17 protein-coding genes and 1 riboswitch are annotated in these 16,600 nt (G+C 73.6%); of the genes, 8 read left to right on the top strand and 9 right to left on the bottom strand.

The features are described 5' to 3' along the window. Positions 1–37 precede the first annotated feature (37 nt). The 5 genes from ACZ7EC_RS01900 to ACZ7EC_RS01920 form a co-directional block, all read right to left on the bottom strand. Positions 38–736, bottom strand: a complete 699-nt coding sequence (locus tag ACZ7EC_RS01900) for a L,D-transpeptidase family protein (RefSeq protein WP_471056389.1) — start codon at positions 734–736, stop codon at positions 38–40. 234 nt (positions 737–970) lie between these two features. Beyond that, complete coding sequence (locus ACZ7EC_RS01905) at positions 971–1,762, bottom strand: SDR family NAD(P)-dependent oxidoreductase (protein WP_471056392.1); 792 nt, start codon at positions 1,760–1,762, stop codon at positions 971–973. Between the two features lie 151 nt (positions 1,763–1,913). Continuing rightward, positions 1,914–2,282 carry a DUF4180 domain-containing protein gene (locus ACZ7EC_RS01910; RefSeq protein WP_471056395.1) on the bottom strand — a complete coding sequence of 123 codons (369 nt, stop codon included), beginning with the start codon at positions 2,280–2,282 and terminating at the stop codon, positions 1,914–1,916. A gap of 28 nt (positions 2,283–2,310) precedes the next feature. Further along, positions 2,311–2,940 (bottom strand): MBL fold metallo-hydrolase, encoded by a 630-nt coding sequence (locus ACZ7EC_RS01915; RefSeq protein ID WP_471056399.1) that lies wholly within the window; start codon positions 2,938–2,940, stop codon positions 2,311–2,313. Next, positions 2,940–4,028: an S-(hydroxymethyl)mycothiol dehydrogenase gene (locus ACZ7EC_RS01920; RefSeq protein ID WP_471056402.1), complete on the bottom strand. Its 1,089-nt coding sequence runs from the start codon at positions 4,026–4,028 to the stop codon at positions 2,940–2,942. The genes ACZ7EC_RS01915 and ACZ7EC_RS01920 overlap by 1 nt, the downstream gene beginning before the upstream one ends. Before the next feature lie 342 nt (positions 4,029–4,370). Between ACZ7EC_RS01920 and ACZ7EC_RS01925 the strand changes: the two genes are divergently transcribed. Continuing rightward, entirely contained in the window at positions 4,371–5,147 is a 777-nt protein-coding gene (locus tag ACZ7EC_RS01925; protein ID WP_471056405.1) for an acyltransferase domain-containing protein, read from the top strand. Between the two features lie 142 nt (positions 5,148–5,289). On the opposite strand, the gene ACZ7EC_RS01930 is transcribed toward ACZ7EC_RS01925, so the two are convergent. Next, on the bottom strand, positions 5,290–5,592 hold the full coding sequence (locus ACZ7EC_RS01930) for a hypothetical protein (protein ID WP_397982498.1): 303 nt from the start codon (positions 5,590–5,592) through the stop codon (positions 5,290–5,292). 171 nt (positions 5,593–5,763) lie between these two features. On the opposite strand from ACZ7EC_RS01930, the gene ACZ7EC_RS01935 reads away from it, so the two are divergent. Both ACZ7EC_RS01935 and ACZ7EC_RS01940 read left to right on the top strand, forming a co-directional pair. Continuing rightward, positions 5,764–6,129 carry a nuclear transport factor 2 family protein gene (locus tag ACZ7EC_RS01935; protein ID WP_471056408.1) on the top strand — a complete coding sequence of 122 codons (366 nt, stop codon included), beginning with the start codon at positions 5,764–5,766 and terminating at the stop codon, positions 6,127–6,129. 312 nt (positions 6,130–6,441) lie between these two features. Then, positions 6,442–6,522: riboswitch (ZMP/ZTP riboswitch) on the top strand. Between the two features lie 26 nt (positions 6,523–6,548). Then, positions 6,549–7,409 carry a bifunctional 5,10-methylenetetrahydrofolate dehydrogenase/5,10-methenyltetrahydrofolate cyclohydrolase gene (locus ACZ7EC_RS01940; RefSeq protein ID WP_471056411.1) on the top strand — a complete coding sequence of 287 codons (861 nt, stop codon included), beginning with the start codon at positions 6,549–6,551 and terminating at the stop codon, positions 7,407–7,409. Between the two features lie 394 nt (positions 7,410–7,803). Here ACZ7EC_RS01940 and ACZ7EC_RS01945 read toward each other — a convergent pair whose 3' ends face one another. Next, on the bottom strand, positions 7,804–8,829 hold the full coding sequence (locus ACZ7EC_RS01945; protein WP_471056413.1) for an alcohol dehydrogenase catalytic domain-containing protein: 1,026 nt from the start codon (positions 8,827–8,829) through the stop codon (positions 7,804–7,806). Between the two features lie 368 nt (positions 8,830–9,197). Between ACZ7EC_RS01945 and ACZ7EC_RS01950 the strand changes: the two genes are divergently transcribed. Genes ACZ7EC_RS01950 through ACZ7EC_RS01970 form a run of 5 tightly spaced genes read left to right on the top strand, consistent with a single transcriptional unit; the run spans position 9,198 to position 15,050 of the window. Continuing rightward, positions 9,198–9,722 carry a (2Fe-2S)-binding protein gene (locus ACZ7EC_RS01950; protein ID WP_471056416.1) on the top strand — a complete coding sequence of 175 codons (525 nt, stop codon included), beginning with the start codon at positions 9,198–9,200 and terminating at the stop codon, positions 9,720–9,722. Continuing rightward, a complete protein-coding gene (locus tag ACZ7EC_RS01955; RefSeq protein ID WP_471056419.1) occupies positions 9,719–12,100 on the top strand; it encodes a xanthine dehydrogenase family protein molybdopterin-binding subunit in 2,382 nt (793 codons plus the stop codon). The genes ACZ7EC_RS01950 and ACZ7EC_RS01955 overlap by 4 nt, the downstream gene beginning before the upstream one ends. Then, a complete protein-coding gene (locus ACZ7EC_RS01960; RefSeq protein ID WP_471056422.1) occupies positions 12,097–12,951 on the top strand; it encodes an FAD binding domain-containing protein in 855 nt (284 codons plus the stop codon). The genes ACZ7EC_RS01955 and ACZ7EC_RS01960 overlap by 4 nt, the downstream gene beginning before the upstream one ends. Positions 12,952–12,966: 15 nt before the next feature. Further along, positions 12,967–13,842 carry an AAA family ATPase gene (locus ACZ7EC_RS01965; protein WP_471056424.1) on the top strand — a complete coding sequence of 292 codons (876 nt, stop codon included), beginning with the start codon at positions 12,967–12,969 and terminating at the stop codon, positions 13,840–13,842. Positions 13,843–13,847: 5 nt separating this feature from the next. Further along, positions 13,848–15,050, top strand: coding sequence for a vWA domain-containing protein (locus tag ACZ7EC_RS01970; RefSeq protein ID WP_471056427.1), 1,203 nt, complete (start codon positions 13,848–13,850; stop codon positions 15,048–15,050). 12 nt (positions 15,051–15,062) lie between these two features. Here ACZ7EC_RS01970 and ACZ7EC_RS01975 read toward each other — a convergent pair whose 3' ends face one another. After that, positions 15,063–15,563, bottom strand: a complete 501-nt coding sequence (locus ACZ7EC_RS01975) for a metallophosphoesterase family protein (RefSeq protein ID WP_471056430.1) — start codon at positions 15,561–15,563, stop codon at positions 15,063–15,065. Between the two features lie 9 nt (positions 15,564–15,572). After that, positions 15,573–16,583 carry an SDR family oxidoreductase gene (locus tag ACZ7EC_RS01980; RefSeq protein ID WP_471056433.1) on the bottom strand — a complete coding sequence of 337 codons (1,011 nt, stop codon included), beginning with the start codon at positions 16,581–16,583 and terminating at the stop codon, positions 15,573–15,575. Between the last annotated feature and the right edge of the window lie 17 nt (positions 16,584–16,600).

The following is a 16,600-nucleotide window of genomic DNA, read 5'->3' on the forward strand; positions in this document are numbered from 1 at the left end:
GGTGAGCCACGACACGCGCTCCACGTGCCCGGAACGCTCAGGTGCCGGGCTTGCGGCCGTACACGAAGACGTCGTCGCCGGTCCGCAGCAGCGACCAGTACTTCTTGGCGTCCTTCGGGGTCATGTTCACGCAGCCGTGCGAGCCGGGCGGGTTCCACATGCTCAGTCCGACCGAGTGGAACGCCTCCCCGCCGTTGAAGAACTGGCTGTAGGGCATCGACACGTTGTAGAGCGTCGAGACGTGGTGCAGGTCACGCCAGTAGACCTTCGTCAGGCCGGTCCGGGTGACGAAGCCCTTGCGGCCGGTGCGTACCGGCACCGGACCGTAGACGAGCTTCTTGCCGTCCTGTATCCAGCTGAGCTGGTGCGTCAGGTCCACGCAGGCGATCCGGCCCTTGTTCACCGGGCACTTGCCGCTCTTGTTCGGGTTCTTCCCCACGGCCTTCTGCTGGTTGATGAGGTTCATCACATCCCAGGTCACGGGTCCCGCATATCCGATGGCGGGGGTGATGCCGTTCTTCGTCTGGAAGGAGCGGATCGCCTTGCAGTCGGCGGCGGACTGACGGCCGTCGACCGGCCGGCCGAGGAACTTCTCCGCCTGCTTCTGGTACGGGCCCGCCGCCGTGGTGCAGGACGTCGCGGCCTGGGCCGGTGCCGTGGTGAGGGCGAGTGTGAGCGGCGCCACCAGTCCCGTGAGCCCGAGTGCCACCACACCTCGTCTGCGTATGTCCCCCATGAGGGTTCTTCTCCTTTGTGTCACCGTTTCGCCCAGGGCCTCCCCCTGGCTGTCTTCGTGCGCGTTTCCCACGATCTCGGACAAGTAGACCCGATCGGGCGCATCAGGGTTGCCTTTCTGGTCACGCCGTGACGAAACGGTGAGCTTCCTCACCCCGGAGGCGGCCGTGGCGGTTTCAAGGCCGGTTCGCGGCCTCTCGCGGCGATCAGCGTGGCGATGTCCGGTACTTGGCCCTCAGCGGGGCTCGTGCAGGGCGGCGCGGAAGCCGGTGTGCACCGAGGTGAGGCCGCCGTCGACCACGAGGGTGGTGCCGGTGATCCAGGCGGCGTCGCGGGAGGCGAGGAAGGCGACCGCGGCGGCGATGTCCTCCGGTTCGCCGATCCTGCCCAGCGGATACAGGGCGCGGACGGCCTCCAGGTCGTCGGCGCGCCCGTCCCACGCCGAGGTGCGCACGGTGCCCGGTGCCACGAGGTTCACCCGCACGCCCCGCGCCGCCGCGTGCCCGGCGAGGGTGCGGGTCAGCGAGCCGAGCCCGGCCTTGGCGGCGCTGTAGGCGTGGTTGCCGAAGTCCTGGAGGCCGTTGACGGACCCGATGCTGACGATCGCGCCGCGTCCGGAGGCGGCCAGATGGGGCAGGGCGGCGCGGCAGGTGCGGTGGACGCCGGTCAGGGTGATGTCGAGGTCGCGGGCCCATGTCTCGTCCGTGCCGTCCTCGAAGCGCGGGGCGTCCGGGGTGCAATGGGCGGCGCAGTTGACCAGCACGTCCAGGGAGCCGAAGGCGTCGACGGCGCGGGCGACGGCCGCCTCCACGGCGGTGCGGTCGGCGACATCGCAGGCGAACGCCTCGGCGCTCAGGCCCTGTCGGCGCAGCCCGGCGGCGGTCCGCTCGGCCTCGGCCGGGTCCCGGTCGGTCACCAGGACCCGGCCGCCCTCCTCGGCGAGCCGCCGGGCGACCGCGGCGCCGATGCCGCGGGCCGCGCCGGTGACGAGAACTCCGTGTCCCGCGAAACGGGTGTGATCGCTCATGGGGTGACGGTACGGCCCACCGCGCGGTCTTTCACCGTCGTGGACCGAAGAGGGCGTCCTGGACCGGGGTGCCGCTAGGGCCTTTCTTCCGGATCTTGCCGGGGTCGTAAGGCACCGCCAACTCAAGCCGACCTGATCCGGAAGAAAGACCCTAGCCGGCGAGCCGGTCGGCGACGGCGGCGGGGTCCGGCAGGAACCACAACTGGTCGCCCTGGTTGGACTCGTGGACGAAGTCGCGCAGGGCGTCGCTCGCCGCGGTGTGGGCCGTGATGTCGCCGACGACGGCGAGCCGCACCCGGTAGTTCACGAACTTCTGCACGACGGCGCCCGCGACGCCGGACCGCAGCCGGAAGAACTCCGGCGCGATCCGGGCCACCGGCACCTCGACCAGCTGGGCGTCCTGCCCGAAGGCGTCGCCGATCAGGTCCAGTGCCGCGCGCTCCCCGTCCAGGGGCGGGCCGTCGGGGGCGCAGCGCAGGACGCGGACGTCGTGCAGGGTCACGAGCGTGTTCGTGGTCATGCCCGCGACCCTATGCGCACAAGGCGGTTCAGTGCCCGCGTTTGATCCATTCCTCCAGGTGGGGCGCCTCGGCGCCGATGGTGGTGGAGTCGCCGTGGCCGGTGAGGACCCTGGTCTCGGGCGGGAGCGTGAGCAGTTTGCCGCGGATGGAGTCGATGATCGTCGGGAAGTGGGAGAAGGAGCGTCCGGTGGCGCCGGGGCCGCCCTGGAAGAGGGTGTCGCCGGTGAAGACGACGCCCAGCGCGGGGTCGTGGAGGCAGACCGCGCCGGGCGCGTGGCCGGGGGTGTGCAGCACGGTGAGGTCGGCGCCGGCCGCTTCGATGACCTGGTCGTCCACGAGGAGCCGGTCGGGTTCGCGGTCGGGGTGGGTCATCCGCCACAGCGGCAGGTCGTCGGGGTGCAGCCAGATGACCGCGCCGGTGCGGTCGGCGAGGGCGGGCGCCGCGTCGATGTGGTCGTTGTGGGCGTGGGTGCACACGATGGCCGTGAGCCGGCGGTCGCCCACGGCGCGGGCGATGGCGTCGGCGTCATGGGCGGCGTCGATGACGATCGCCTCGTGGTCGTCGCCGACGATCCAGACGTTGTTGTCGACGTCCCAGGTGCCGCCGTCGAGGCTGAACTGCCCCGAGGTGACGAGGCGTTCGATGCGGGCGGCCATCAGAACACCACCACCGAGCGCAGCACGTCGCCCTGGTGCATCCGCTCGAACGCCTTCTCCACCTCGTCGAGTCGGATGGTCTCGGTGACGAACGCGTCGAGCGGCAGCCTGCCTTGCAGGTGCAGGTCGATGAGCATGGGGAAGTCGCGGGAGGGCAGGCAGTCGCCGTACCAGCTGGACTTGAGGGCGCCGCCGCGGCCGAAGACGTCCAGCAGGGGCAGTTCGAGCTTCATCTCGGGGGTGGGGACGCCGACGAGGACGACGGTGCCGGCGAGGTCGCGTGCGTAGAAGGCCTGCTGGTACGTCTCCGGGCGGCCGACCGCCTCGATGACGACGTCGGCGCCGAAGCCGCCGGTCAGCTCGCGGACGGCCTCGACGGGGTCCTGCTGCGTGGAGTTGACCGTGTGGGTGGCGCCCAGGGTGCGGGCCTTCTCCAGTTTGCGGTCGTCGATGTCCACGGCGATGATCTTCGCCGCGCCGGCCAGTTCGGCTCCGGCGATGGCCGCGTCGCCGACGCCGCCGCAGCCGATGACGGCGACCGAGTCGCCCCGGCCGACGTTGCCGGTGTTGATGGCGGCGCCGATGCCGGCCATCACGCCGCAGCCGAGGAGGCCGGCGACCGCCGGGGAGACGGACGGGTCGACCTTGGTGCACTGGCCGGCGGCGACGAGGGTCTTCTCGGCGAAGGCGCCGATACCGAGGGCCGGGGAGAGTTCCTGGCCGGTGGCGGCGAGGGTCATCTTCTGCTTGGCGTTGTGGGTGTCGAAGCAGTACCAGGGGCGGCCGCGCCGACAGGCCCGGCAGTTGCCGCACACGGCACGCCAGTTGAGGATGACGAAGTCGCCGGGCGCGACCTCGGTGACACCGTCGCCGACCGACTCCACCACACCGGCGGCCTCATGGCCGAGGAGGAAGGGGTAGTCGTCGGAGATGCCGCCCTGCTTGTAGTGCAGGTCGGTGTGGCAGACACCGCAGGCCTGGACGCGTACGACGGCCTCGCCCGGACCGGGATCGGGCACCACGATCGTCTCGACTCGTACGGGCTCGTTCCTGCCCGGTGCGATCACGCCGCGTACTTCCTGCGCCATGCTCTGGTTCCTTCCATCGAGTGCTTACGGTGCAGACCCTACGCGCGCGCGATGGGCGGCGGAGCGGGCCACGGCGAGGATCGTGGATGTTTCCCCCGGCGGGCAGCGGCGGCAGCGCGCGGACGACGGCGGGGCGCCGGCCGGGGCCCCCTCCCGCACCTCCGGCACCGCGGGACCACGGGCGCACCGGCTCCCGGTATCCGTGTCCCGCGCGGCCCGCGGGACGCTTATGAATTGCGCAAGAATCGGACCGGAGGGCTACGTTCGCTGATGGCAATCCCTTTGCGCGCCGCGGGAGTCCGGCCGGTCCGGGTGCTTACCCGGCCGTGTCTTCATGGAGGGATGCTCGCTGATGGCCGTAAGGGACGTACCGCATTCCTGTTCTCGGCCGGTGCCTCGCCGCGCCGTGGAACGGAACGTGAACTCGCGGCGGCTTTCCCGCTGTTCGCCGAGTCGCTGGACGAGCTGTGCGCGCGTCTGGACCCGTATCTCGAACTGCCGTTGAAATGCGTGATGTCCGCGGACCCCGGCTCCCGGACCGCGGCGCTGCTGGGCCGGGCGGCGTATGCCGGGCCGGCGCTTTTCGCTCTCCAGGTGGCGCAGTACCGGCTGCTGCTCAGCTGGGGCGCACGGCCCGATGTGCTGTTCGGGCTCGGGGCCGGGCGGATGGCCGCCGCGTACGCCGCCGGGGTCTTCTCGCTCGCGGACGCCTGCCACGCGGTCGGCACACTGGCCCGGCTGCTGGACGGCGCCCCGCAGGAGGCGGCGCCGCGGACGCTCCGCGCCGCCTACGGCCGTACGCTCGCCACCCTCCATCCGAGCCCGCCGCGGCTCCCCCTCGTCTCCGATGTGACCGGCCGTCCGGTCGGCGCCGAGACCGCCGAGCCGGGGTTCTGGCTGCCGGGCCCGCGGACCCGGCGGTTCACGGAGTTGGCGGCCCTGCTGCACCGGGACGGGGTGCGTGTCTGGCTGGAGTTGGGCCCGGCGGACGCGCTGGTCCGGACGCTCGCGGCCGGCCTGCCGCCCGGCACCGCCCCCGGCCCGGCGTACGCCGTGGCGCGGGACTGGGCGGTGCTGAACACGGGCGGCGGGCCGCGACTGCGCGGCGCCCCGGCGTGACACCTCGGTGCCGGGGACGACGCGCCTCGATGCCGGGGATGACGCCTCGGTAGCGGAGTGACGCCTCGGCTCCCAGCCTGCCCTCGGCTGCGGCACTACGGGTCGGCCTCCGGCGGGTCGGCGCCCCGCGTCGCGGGTCGGCTCAGCCGACGGCCGGCACCAGGCCCGTCACCGGCGCCACGATGTCGGTGACCTGGTGCAGCTCGCTGAGCTGTTCCAGCCGGCTGATCTGGTTCAGGGCCTTGAGCTGCTCGGAGGTCGAGGGCAGCTGCGCCCGCTGCTCGGCGGGGATGTTGCCGGTGGTGAGCGTGTCGAGCACGGTCATGGGGTTGATCTGCCCGGTGTGCGTGGCGCTCGCGTCGGCCGCGTTGGCGAGGGGCGCGGCCAGGCCCGTGACCCCAGCGGCGAGACCGAGGGCGGCGACGATACGGCGTGTTGAGATCATGCTTTCAGCAACGGCCGGGGCGTCCGGCCGGACACGGGTGGCGGCCCGCGCTCACTCGTGAGGCGGAGCGCGTCCCGTGCGCTTGCCGGGGCCGCCGGGCCGGAGGACGCTCGAAGACGGGGCCGTACGGTCCGCCGCGCGCCGGGCCGCGAGCGCCTGAAGGAGGTCACCATGGGCACCGCGACAGGCTCCGCCTTCGACGTCGAGACACTGCGCCGGGGCATCGAGGGGAACACCGGGAACACGCTGCTGTCCCTGTACGCGGACGACGCGGAGATCCGCATCGTCGACCGCGACAGCCAGCCCAGCCACCCGAAGATCGTGCACGGCCGCGGCGAGATCGCCGAGATGCTCGACGACATCTACCGCCGCGACATGATCCACAAGCTGGACCGGTGTGTGGTGCAGGGCGACCACGCCGCGTTCACCGAGACCTGCCAGTACGGCGACGGCACCCGCGTCCTCGCCGAGTCGATGATCACCTTGCGGGACGGGAAGATCGCCGAGCAGATCCTGATCCAGGCATGGGACGAGTAGCCAGGAGGTTCGCACGGGTCCAGGTCAGCTCCCGGCTGACCTGGACCTTCTCGGCCCGCGCGGGGGTGGGCCGGGCGCGGCCCCGGCGCCGCGGGCCGGTCTCGGGGGCGGCTGTCCCGGTGGCGACGGCGGTGTTGCGGTCGGTGCTGAGGGCGGTGCGGGGGCGTCCGCGGGTCGCGGTGCCGCGGTCGCCGCGCGTCCGGCTGGTGCGGCACGGCCGGTCGCGCTGAGCCACCCCGGTCCGGCGGGCCCCCCGGTACCGCGAAGGCGTGGCGCCCGGTCCTCGGCCGCGTCCTCCCCTCCGTTACGCTGTACGCGGGCCGTGACTGGCGCTGAGGTGGAGTACCACCGGGGAGCGGCCCTTCGTGGTTGCCGCGCGCCTGGGCGAGTCGGATCGATCCAGCTCAGGAGTGTGCCGTATGACCCAGGCCCGTCTCATGGACGGAACCGCCCTCGCCCGCCGCATCGTCGGGGATACCGCGCGCAGGGCGGAGCAGCTCACCGCACGGACCGGTGTCACGCCGTGTCTCGCGACCGTGCTGGTCGGCGAGGACCCGGCGTCCGTGACGTACGTGCGGATGAAGCAGAACCGCTGCCGCAAGGCCGGCATCACCTCCCGGCACGTGGCCCTGCCCGCGCAGACGAGCACCGCCGAACTGGTGGGCACGCTGCGGGAGTTGTCGGCCGATCCGGCGGTGCACGGAATCCTGCTCCAGCACCCGGTGGGCGACCACGTCGACGAGCGGGCGGCGTTCGAGGCGATCGCGCCCGAAAAGGACGTCGACGGGGTCACCTTCGCCTCCTTCGCCACCATGAGCTTCGGTCTGCCGGGCTTCGTGTCCTGCACGCCGGGCGGCATCCTGCGGCTGCTGGACGAGTACGGCGTCGATCCGGCCGGCAAGCGGGCCGTGGTGGTGGGCCGCAGCGCGATCCTCGGCAAGCCGGTGGGCATGCTGCTGCTGGCCAGGGACGCGACGGTGACGTACTGCCACTCGCGCACCCGTGATCTGTCGGCGGCGGTCCGCGAGGCCGACATCGTCGTCGCCGCGGTCGGCCGGCCCCGGCTGCTGCGCGGCCAGGACATCAAGCCCGGCGCGGTCGTGATCGACGCGGGCTACAACGCCGGGAACGTCGGCGACGTCGACTTCGACTCGGCCGTCGAACGGGCCTCGCTGATCACCCCGGTGCCGGGCGGCGTCGGCCCGATGACGATCGCCACGCTGCTGGAGCAGACGGTGACGGCGGCGGAGCGGGCCGCAGGGGGACGTGAGGCGGCCTGACGAAGGCGGGCGGGGCGGTCACGCCTCGCCCGGCCGCGGGGCCCGGCCGCACCGGCCGTACGCGGCTCGCACGTACGGAAGTTCAACGCGCGGCCGATGCGGTCGCTCCGTACGCGAGTCGACCGCCCGGTCAAACGCGGTCGCCCCGTCGGGACTTGACCTCCCGGTCGCAGGCGGTCGCCCGCACGCGGGTCGACCACCCGGTCGTACACGGCCGCCCCGCACGGGACTTGGCCTCCCGGTCCCACTCGGCCGCACCGTCCGGGGCTCGACCGCCCCGGCCGTACGCGGCTCCGCCTGACGCGGCTCGGTCCGTCCCGGCGGCGCCCGGCGGGGGCGGGGGCCGTACCCGACCTGCCCCGCACTCCCGTGCCGACTCCCCCGCTCCCCCGGCTCACCCCTCCGCCAGCACCATCCTGAACCTCGCGTTCCCGGCCATCATCTTCCGGTACGCCGCGTCCGCCTCCGCCAGCGGGACCTTCTCCGTCATCGGGCGGATGCCGTGCAGGACGCTGAAGGCCATGGTGTCCTCGACGTCCCGCGCGGTCCCGGAGGGGTGGCCGCGGACCACGCGGGCGGCCATCAGGAGCTGGTTCGGGTTGATGCCGAGAGGGGCGACGTCCGCGCCGATGACGACCAGTTCGCCGCGGTGGAGCAGGCCGTCCACCGTCGCGGCGATGGCCTCGGAGTTGCCGGCGGTGGCGAGGACGACCTTGGCGCCGCCGAGGGACTGAAGCGCCTCGGCCACCGGGGTGGCGGCGGTGCTGTCGATGTAGTGGTGGGCGCCGAGTTGCTTGGCGAAGTCGGCCTTCTGGGGGCCGCGGGCGATCGCGACCGTCTCGAAGCCCATCGCGGCCGCGTACTGCACGCCGAGGTGCCCGAGCCCGCCGAGGCCGAGCACCGCGACCAGGTCACCGGGCCGCCCCGCGCTGCGCCGCAGCCCGTTGAAGGTGGTGACGCCCGCGCAGGCCAGCGGTCCCGCGTCGCTCGCGGCGAGCGCGTCCGGGATCCGGGCCAGGGCGTCGACGGGCGCGATCACCTGCTCGCCGAAGCCGCCGTCGTAGGCCCAGCCCGGCACCTTGAGGCGCTCGCACACGATGAAGTCGCCCTCGCGGCAGGCCCGGCAGTAGCCGCAGCTGCCGCCGAACCAGCCCACGGCCACCCGGTCGCCGACCTGCCAGCCGCGGTCGGCCGCCCTCTCCCCCAGCTCGGCGATCCGCCCGGCGATCTCGTGTCCGGGCACCTCCGGGAAGGTGATGCCGGGCACCGCGGCGCCGACGAAGAGGGCGTCGCTGTGGCAGATGCCGCACGCCTCGACGGCGATCCGCACATGGCCGGGGCCAGGGCTCGGCACCTCGCGCTCTGCCAGCTCGAACGTGCCGTTGGCTGCGGTGACCTGGGCGACTCGATAGCTACTCATGAATCTCTCCGCGGAAGGGTTGCGCGAGCGACGGTGGGCGGCCGGTCCCGGCAGCGCGTGCGACGGCGGCCGCGCGCCGGGACGGGCAAGGCTACGGCGGCCCGGCCCTTTCCCAGCAGACCAGTTCCCGCCGGATCCCGCGCGCCGAAGGGAGTGACTCGGGGCGACGGAGCGTCGTGTTCCGTGTGCGCATCGAAGCACTCCCCGCCAGGCGATGGGCCGGCATTCGACGAATCCGGGCCGCGGCGACCGCAGCGCTCGCCGGGCCCGCACCCCGGCCATAGAGTGACCTACATCGGCCAAAGAGTGACCTGCATCACGCCGGACCGGCTGATGGTCGACTCCTGCCCGCACGGTCTGGAGGGCGCATGACCCACATCAAGGTGAACGTGGACGGCACGGTCTACGAGGACGACGTGGAGCCCCGGCTGCTCCTCGCCCACTATCTGCGCGACCGCCTCGGTCTGACCGGCACCCCGATCGGCTGCGACACCTCCAGCTGCGGGGCGTGCACGGTCGACCTGGACGGCGCGACCGTCAAGAGCTGCTCGGTGCTGGCCGTCCAGGCGGACGGCTGCGCGGTGACGACCGTGCAGGGGCTGGCGAGGGACGGCGAGTGGACGGCGCTCCAGCGCGCGTTCCACGAGCAGCACGGCCTCCAGTGCGGCTACTGCACCCCCGGCATGATCATGGCGGCGCGGGACCTCCTGCGGGAGAACCCGCACCCCACCTCCGGGGAGGTGCGCGACGCCCTGGAGGGCAATCTCTGCCGCTGCACCGGTTACCAGAACATCGTCCGCGCGGTGCTCGCCGCCGCCGGACAGCAGGACGGCTCCGGGGCGCGGGCCGAGACCCCGTCCGGAGCGCAGGTCGGCGAGGAGGTCGGGGCATGACCGATCAGGCCGTGGCGGGCGAGGTCGGCACGGGGCGGGAGGTCGGCCGGTCCCGGCTGCGCAAGGAGGACGCCCGGCTGCTCACCGGCCAGACCACCTGGACCGACAACATCCAGGTCGCCGGGCTGCTGCACCTGGCCATCCTGCGCAGCCCGATGGCGCACGCCCGCATCACCCGTGTCGATGTCGCCCCGGCGCTCGAACGCCCCGGCGTGCTCGCCGCGTTCAGCGGCGCGGACCTCGCCGGGGAACTCGGCTCGCTGCCCTGCGCGTGGCCGGTGACCGAGGACATCGTGCTGCCCGACCATCCACCGATCGCGGTGGAGGAGGTCCGCTACGCGGGCGACCCGGTGGCGGTCGTCGTGGCCCGCGACCGGTACGCGGCGGCCGACGCGCTGGAGGCCGTCGAGGTCGACTACGAGCCGCTGCCCCCGGTCCTCGACCTGGAGGCGGCGCTCGCCGAGGGCGCCCCGCTGGTCCACGCCGACAAGGGCACCAACCGCTGCTACACCTGGCCGCTGGCCACGGGCGAGAGCTTCGAGGCGGTGCGCGGGCGCGCCGAGGTGACGGTGAAGCGGCGCTACCACCAGCAGCGGCTCATCCCCAACGCGATGGAGCCGCGCGCGGTCGTGGTCACCCCGCTCGCCGCCTCCGGCGAGTACACCGTGTACTCGGCCACCCAGATCCCGCACATCCTGCGGATCATGCTCGCCACGGTCACCGGCATCCCGGAGCACAAACTGCGGGTGATCGCCCCGGACGTCGGCGGCGGCTTCGGCTCCAAGCTCCAGGTGTACGGCGAGGAGGCCCTGGCCCTCGCGGTCGCCCGCAGGCTGGGGCGGCCGGTGAAGTGGACCGAGTCCCGCTCCGAGGGCTATCTCGCCACCCACCACGGGCGCGGCATGATCCAGGACATCGAGGTCGCGGCCACCCGCGAGGGCCGGCTGCTCGGCCTGAAGGTGGACCTGATCGCGGACATGGGCGCCTATCTGATGCTGGTCACACCGGGCATCCCGATCCTGGGCGCGTTCATGTACCCGGCGATCTACAAGATGGACTCCTACGAGTTCACCTGCACCGGTGTCTTCACGACGCGCACGCCCACCGACGCCTACCGGGGCGCCGGCCGTCCGGAGGCGACGTTCGCGATCGAGCGGATCATGGACGAGCTGGCCGCCGAACTCGGCCTGGACCCGGTGGAGTTGCGGCGCCGCAACTGGATCCGGCACGAGGAGTTCCCGTACACCACGATCGCCGGGCTGACCTACGACAGCGGCGACTACGAGGCAGCCACCGCGAAGGCGCTCGCCCTGTTCGGCTACGACGCGCTCCGCGCCGAGCAGCGCGAGCGCGCCGAGCGCGGCGATCCGGTGCGCCTCGGCATCGGCGTGTCGACGTTCACGGAGATGTGCGGTCTGGCGCCGAGCCGGGTGCTGCGCGACCTCAGGTACGGCGCGGGCGGCTGGGAGGCGGCGAGCATCCGGATGCTGCCCACCGGCAAGGTCGAGGTGGTCACCGGGACCAGCCCGCACGGGCAGGGCCACGAGACCTGCTGGAGCCAGATCGCGGCGGACGTGCTCGGCGTGCCGTTCGAGGACGTCGAGGTGCTGCACGGCGACACCAAGTCCTCCCCGCAGGGCATGGACACCTACGGCTCGCGCTCGCTGGCCGTGGGCGGCGAGGCGGTGCACCGGGCGGCGACCACCGTGGTCGACAAGGCGCGCAAGGTGGCCGCGCATCTGCTGGAGGCGAGCGAACAGGACCTGGAGTTCCGGGAGGGCGTCTTCTCCGTGAAGGGTTCTCCGGAGGCGCGCAAGTCCATCCAGGAGATCGCCTTCGAGGCGTTCACCAACCACGATCTGCCCGACGGGGTGGAACCCTCCATCAACGCCGAGCACGTGGTCGACCCGGAGAACTTCTCCTTCCCGCACGGCACCCATCTGTGCGCGGTCGAGGTCGACACGGAGACCGGGCGGACACGGATCAGGTCGTACGTCTGTGTGGACGACGTCGGCCATGTGGTCAATCCGATGATCGTGGAGGGGCAGGTGCACGGCGGGCTGGCACAGGGCATCGCGCAGGCGCTGTACGAGGAGGCCGTCTACGACGACGAGGGCAACCTGGTCTCCGGCAGCATGGCCGACTATCTCGTGCCCTCGGCCCCCGATCTGCCGGAGTTCGTCACCGACCGGACCGAGACCCCGGCGTCGTCCAACGCGCTCGGGGTGAAGGGCGTCGGCGAGGCAGGCACGATCGCCTCGACGCCCGCCGTGGTCAACGCCGTCGTGGACGCGCTGCGGCCGCTGGGCGTCGACGACGTACGGATGCCCTGCACCCCGGAGCGGGTGTGGCGCGCGGTGAGGGAGGCGACGGCATGATTCCCCCGGCGTTCGAGTACGCCCGCCCCGAGACCGTCGAGGAGGCGGTGCGGCTGCTCGGTGAGGCGGGCGACGAGGCGAAGGTGCTGGCCGGCGGGCAGAGCCTGCTGCCGCTGCTGCGGCTGCGCCTCGCCTTCCCCGAACTCGTCGTGGACGTGGGGCGCCTCCCCGGTCTCACGGGGGTGCGCGAGGACGGCGACACCCTGGTGATCGGCGCGCTCACCACCCACCACGAGGTGATCCGCGATCCGCTGGTGCGCCGCCACGCCGGCCTGCTGGCGGCCGCCACGGCGACCGTCGCCGATCCGGCGGTACGGCACCGGGGCACGCTCGGCGGTTCGCTGGCGCATGCCGACCCAGCGGGCGATCTGCCCGCGGTGGCGCTGGCGCTGGACGCCGAACTGATCGCGGCGGGCCCGGACGGCCGACGCGCCATCGCGGCACGGGATTTCTTCGTCGACTACCTCCAAACGGCGCTCTCTCCAGACGAGTTGCTGACCGAGGTGCGGGTGCCGAAGGCGGACGGCTGGGGCTTCCACTACGAGAAGTTCCACCGGGTGGCGCAGTCCTGGGCGATCGTGGGGATCGCCGCCATGGTGCGCCGTGCGGACGGGCACATCGCCGAGGCACGGGTCGGCCTGACCAACATGGGCGCGACCCCGCTGCGGGCGAGGGCGGCGGAGGCGGCGCTGGCCGGGGCCGACGGGCCGGACGCGGTGGCGCGGGCCGCGCGGTCGGCGGCCGAGGGCACCCAGCCGGGGCAGGACGCCTCGGCCTCGCCCGACTACCGGACGCATCTGGCACAGGTGCTGACCAGGCGGGCGGTGCTGACGGCCGCCGGGATGGGGTGAGCGCCGATCAGCCGGATGGACGGCCCGGACCAGGTGCGGGCCCGCCTGGAGGAGACGGGGTACCTCGTCGACGAGGGGCTGGCCGTCACCTGCTACCTGGCGCTGAGACTGCACCGGCCGCTGTTCTGCGAGGGCGACGCGGGCGTCGGCAAGACCGCGCTCGCCGCCGCCCTCGCCGAAGCGCTCGACGCGCCGCTGATCCGGTTGCAGTGCCATGAGGGCATCGACGCCTCGCAGGCCCTGTACGACTGGGACTTCCCGCGTCAGCTGCTGCATCTGCGCGCGGCGGAGGCGGCCGGTGTCAGGGACGCGGAGCGGCTGGAGGGCGAGCTGTACGACCGGCGGTTCCTCGTCGCCCGGCCGCTGCTCCAGGCCCTCCAGACTCAGCCGTCGGTACTGCTGGTGGACGAGATCGACCGGGCCGACGACGAGTTCGAGGCGTTCCTGCTGGAGCTGCTGTCCGAGTACGCGGTGACCATCCCGGAACTGGGCACGCTGCGGGCCGAGGTGCCGCCGGTGGTCGTCCTCACCTCCAACCGGACCCGTGAGGTGCACGACGCGCTGAAGCGGCGGTGCCTGTACCACTGGTTCGACCATCCCGGCTTCGCCCGCGAACTGGCGATCGTGCGGCGCCGGTTGCCGTCGGTGTCGGTGCGGCTCGCCGAACAGGTGACGGCGCTCGTCCAGGCGTTGCGCGGCGCGGACCTGGTGAAACCGCCGGGTGTCGCGGAGACCATCGACTGGGCCGAGGCGCTGGACGCCCTGGGCGCGAGCGAGGTCGACGCCGAACTCGCCGTCGCCACGCTGGGTTCGGTCCTGAAGTACCGGGAGGACACGGACCGGGCGAGAGGGCTCGACCTGGCAGCGGTGCTGGCGGCGCGGGACGGGTGAGCCGCATGGCCGGGGCAGCAGAGGCCGGGCTCGCCGGGGCGGACGCCGTACTGCTCGGCTTCGTACGGGCGTTGCGCGCGGCGGGGGTCGACGCGAGCACCGAGCGGGTGTACGCCTTCCTGCGGGCGGTGTCCGTGCTGCGGCCCGGAGTGCGGGCGGAGGTGCGCGCGGCGGGGCGGGCGACGCTGTGCGGCTCGCCGGACGATCTGGAGCGCTACGAGCGGGTGTTCGCCGCCTACTTCGGTCCCGCCGAGGCGTCCCCCGCGCCGCCGGCGGTGCGCACTCCCGCCCCGCCCCGGCCCCGGCTGCGCGCGCGGGACATGACGAGCGGTGGCCGTGCCGGGGGCGAACGCGATCCGGTGGGCCCGCCCGCCGCGGCGCTGGCCAGCTCCACCGAGGTGCTGCGGCACCGTGACATCGCCGCGCTGGACGCCGCCGAGCGCGCTCAACTCCACCGTCTGCTGGCCGCGTTCGCGCTGCGCGGCGAGGCCCGGCGCTCCGCGCGGCGGCGGTCTGCGCGGCGCGGGGCGGTGGATCCCCGCCGTACCGTGCGCGAACTGCTGCGGCGCGGCGGCGAACCGGCCCGGCTGCGCCGGCACGCCCGTGTGGACCGGCCGCGCCGGGTGGTGCTGCTGGTCGATGTGAGCGGTTCGATGGCGCCGTACGCGGACGCGCTGCTGCGCTTCGCCCACGCGGCGGCGCGGGGCGGCCGTACGGAGGTCTTCACGATCGGCACGCGTCTGACTCGGGTGACGCGCGAGCTGTCCCCGCGGGACCCCGACGCGGCGATGGCGGCGGTCGCGGCGGCGGTGCCCGACTGGCGGGGCGGCACCCGGCTGGGCGAGCTGCTGCGCGAGTTCCTGAACCGCTGGGGACAGCGGGGCATGGCGCGCGGCGCGGTCGTCGTGCTGCTCTCCGACGGCTGGGAGCGCGACGATCCCGCGCTGCTGGGCGCCCAGATGCGCCGGCTGCACGCGCTGGCGCACCGGGTGATCTGGGCCAACCCCCGCAAGGCACGGCCGGGTTACGCGCCGACGGCCGCGGGGATGGCGGCGGCGCTGCCGAGCGTGGACGCGTTCGTGGCGGGGCACAGCCTGGCGGCGATGGAACGGCTCGCGGCGGTGGTGCGCGGCGCGGCGGCCGGGGCGGCTCCGGGGACGGAGGGTGGTGCGGGTCCGGGGGCGCGGGCCGAGCGTCGGCTCCCGTGACCGCACGCCGTACTACCGTCGCGGCAGCCGGTGCAGGGTCACCTCGGTGAGCGCCCCGTCCGCCGCCTCGGCCGTCATATAGGTGCAGTACGGCTGGCGGCGGCGGTCGGTGGGCGAGCCGGGGTTGAGCAGCCGCAGGCCGCCGGGGGCGGTGGTGTCCCAGGGGATGTGGCTGTGCCCGAACACCAGCACGTCGAGGTCGGGGAAGCGGGCGGCGCAGCGGGCCTCGCGGCCCTGCGCGGACCCGGTCTCGTGCACCACCCCGAAGCGCAGCCCGCCCAGTTCGGCGTACGCCACCTCGGGCAGCCGGGCGCGCAGTTCGGGCCCGTCGTTGTTGCCGTACACGCCGATCAGCCGGCGGCTGCGGCGCTCCAGCAGATCGAGGGTGGCGGCGTCCACCCAGTCCCCGGCGTGCACCACGACGTCCGCGCGCGGGAGTTCGTCCAGCAGCCCGTCCGGGAGCCGCTTGGCGCGCTTGGGCAGATGGGTGTCGGACACGAGCAGGAGACGCACGGCCTCAGCCTAGGCCGCCGAGCGGGTCAGACGACGCAGGCCCGCGACGGCGGCGAGGGCCGCCGCGCCCGCGCCGAGGGCCGTGCCGGCGGGATGCCGGACCAGCGCCTCCTGCCAGGAGTGGGCGTGTGCGCTGTCGTCGAACGCGCCGTGCGCGCCCCGGTCGGCGGCGGGGCCGCGGTCGACGGGGGTGAAGAGGTTGTCCTCGCCGGTGGGCGGGATGCGCGTCGTCTGCTGGGAGTCGTAGCCCGTGCGGGCCAGGTAGCGGTCGAGGAGGGCCGGGAAAAGGCGGTTCGCCCAGATGGTGGCGACGGTGGAGGCCCCGATGTAGTACTGCTTGCGCCGGGGGTGGTCGGCCGCGTACACGACGCCGCGGGCGGCGACCTCCGGCTGGTAGATCGGCGGGACCGGCATGGGGTGGCGGTCCAGCCGGGAGCGTACCCAGTCGAACTGCGGGGTGTTGACGGCGGGCATCTGGGCGATGGTGACGTGCACCCGGCTGCCGCGGTGCAGCAGTTCGGTGCGCAGCGAGGAGGTGAAGCCGTTGATGGCGTGCTTGGCGCCGCAGTACGCCGATTGCAGCGGGATCGAGCGTTCGCCGAGCGCGGAGCCGACCTGCACGATGGTGCCCCGGTCGCGCGGCAGCATCCGGGCGAGGGCGGCGCGGGTGCCGTTGACGAAGCCCAGGTAGGTCACCTCGGTGATGCGCCGGTACTCGTCCGGGGTGATCTGGTCGAAGGGCCCGAACACGGAGGCGAAGGCGCAGTTGATCCACACGTCGATGGGGCCGAACTCCCGCTCGGCGGCTTCCGCGACGGCCTCCGCCTGGGCCGGGTCGGCCATGTCGGCGGGCTGGACGAGGGGGTGGCCGCCGAGCGCCGCGACCTCGTCGGCTGCCGCCCCGAGGCCGCCCTCGCCGCGTGCGACCAGGACGACATTGGCCCCGCGCCGGCCGTAGCGGCGGGCGGTGGCACGGCCGATCCCGGCACTGGCGCCGGTGATCACGACGGTCGTAGGCATGGCGTTCGACTCCCTTT

It is taken from the genome of Streptomyces sp. NPDC037203 (genome assembly GCF_055605065.1).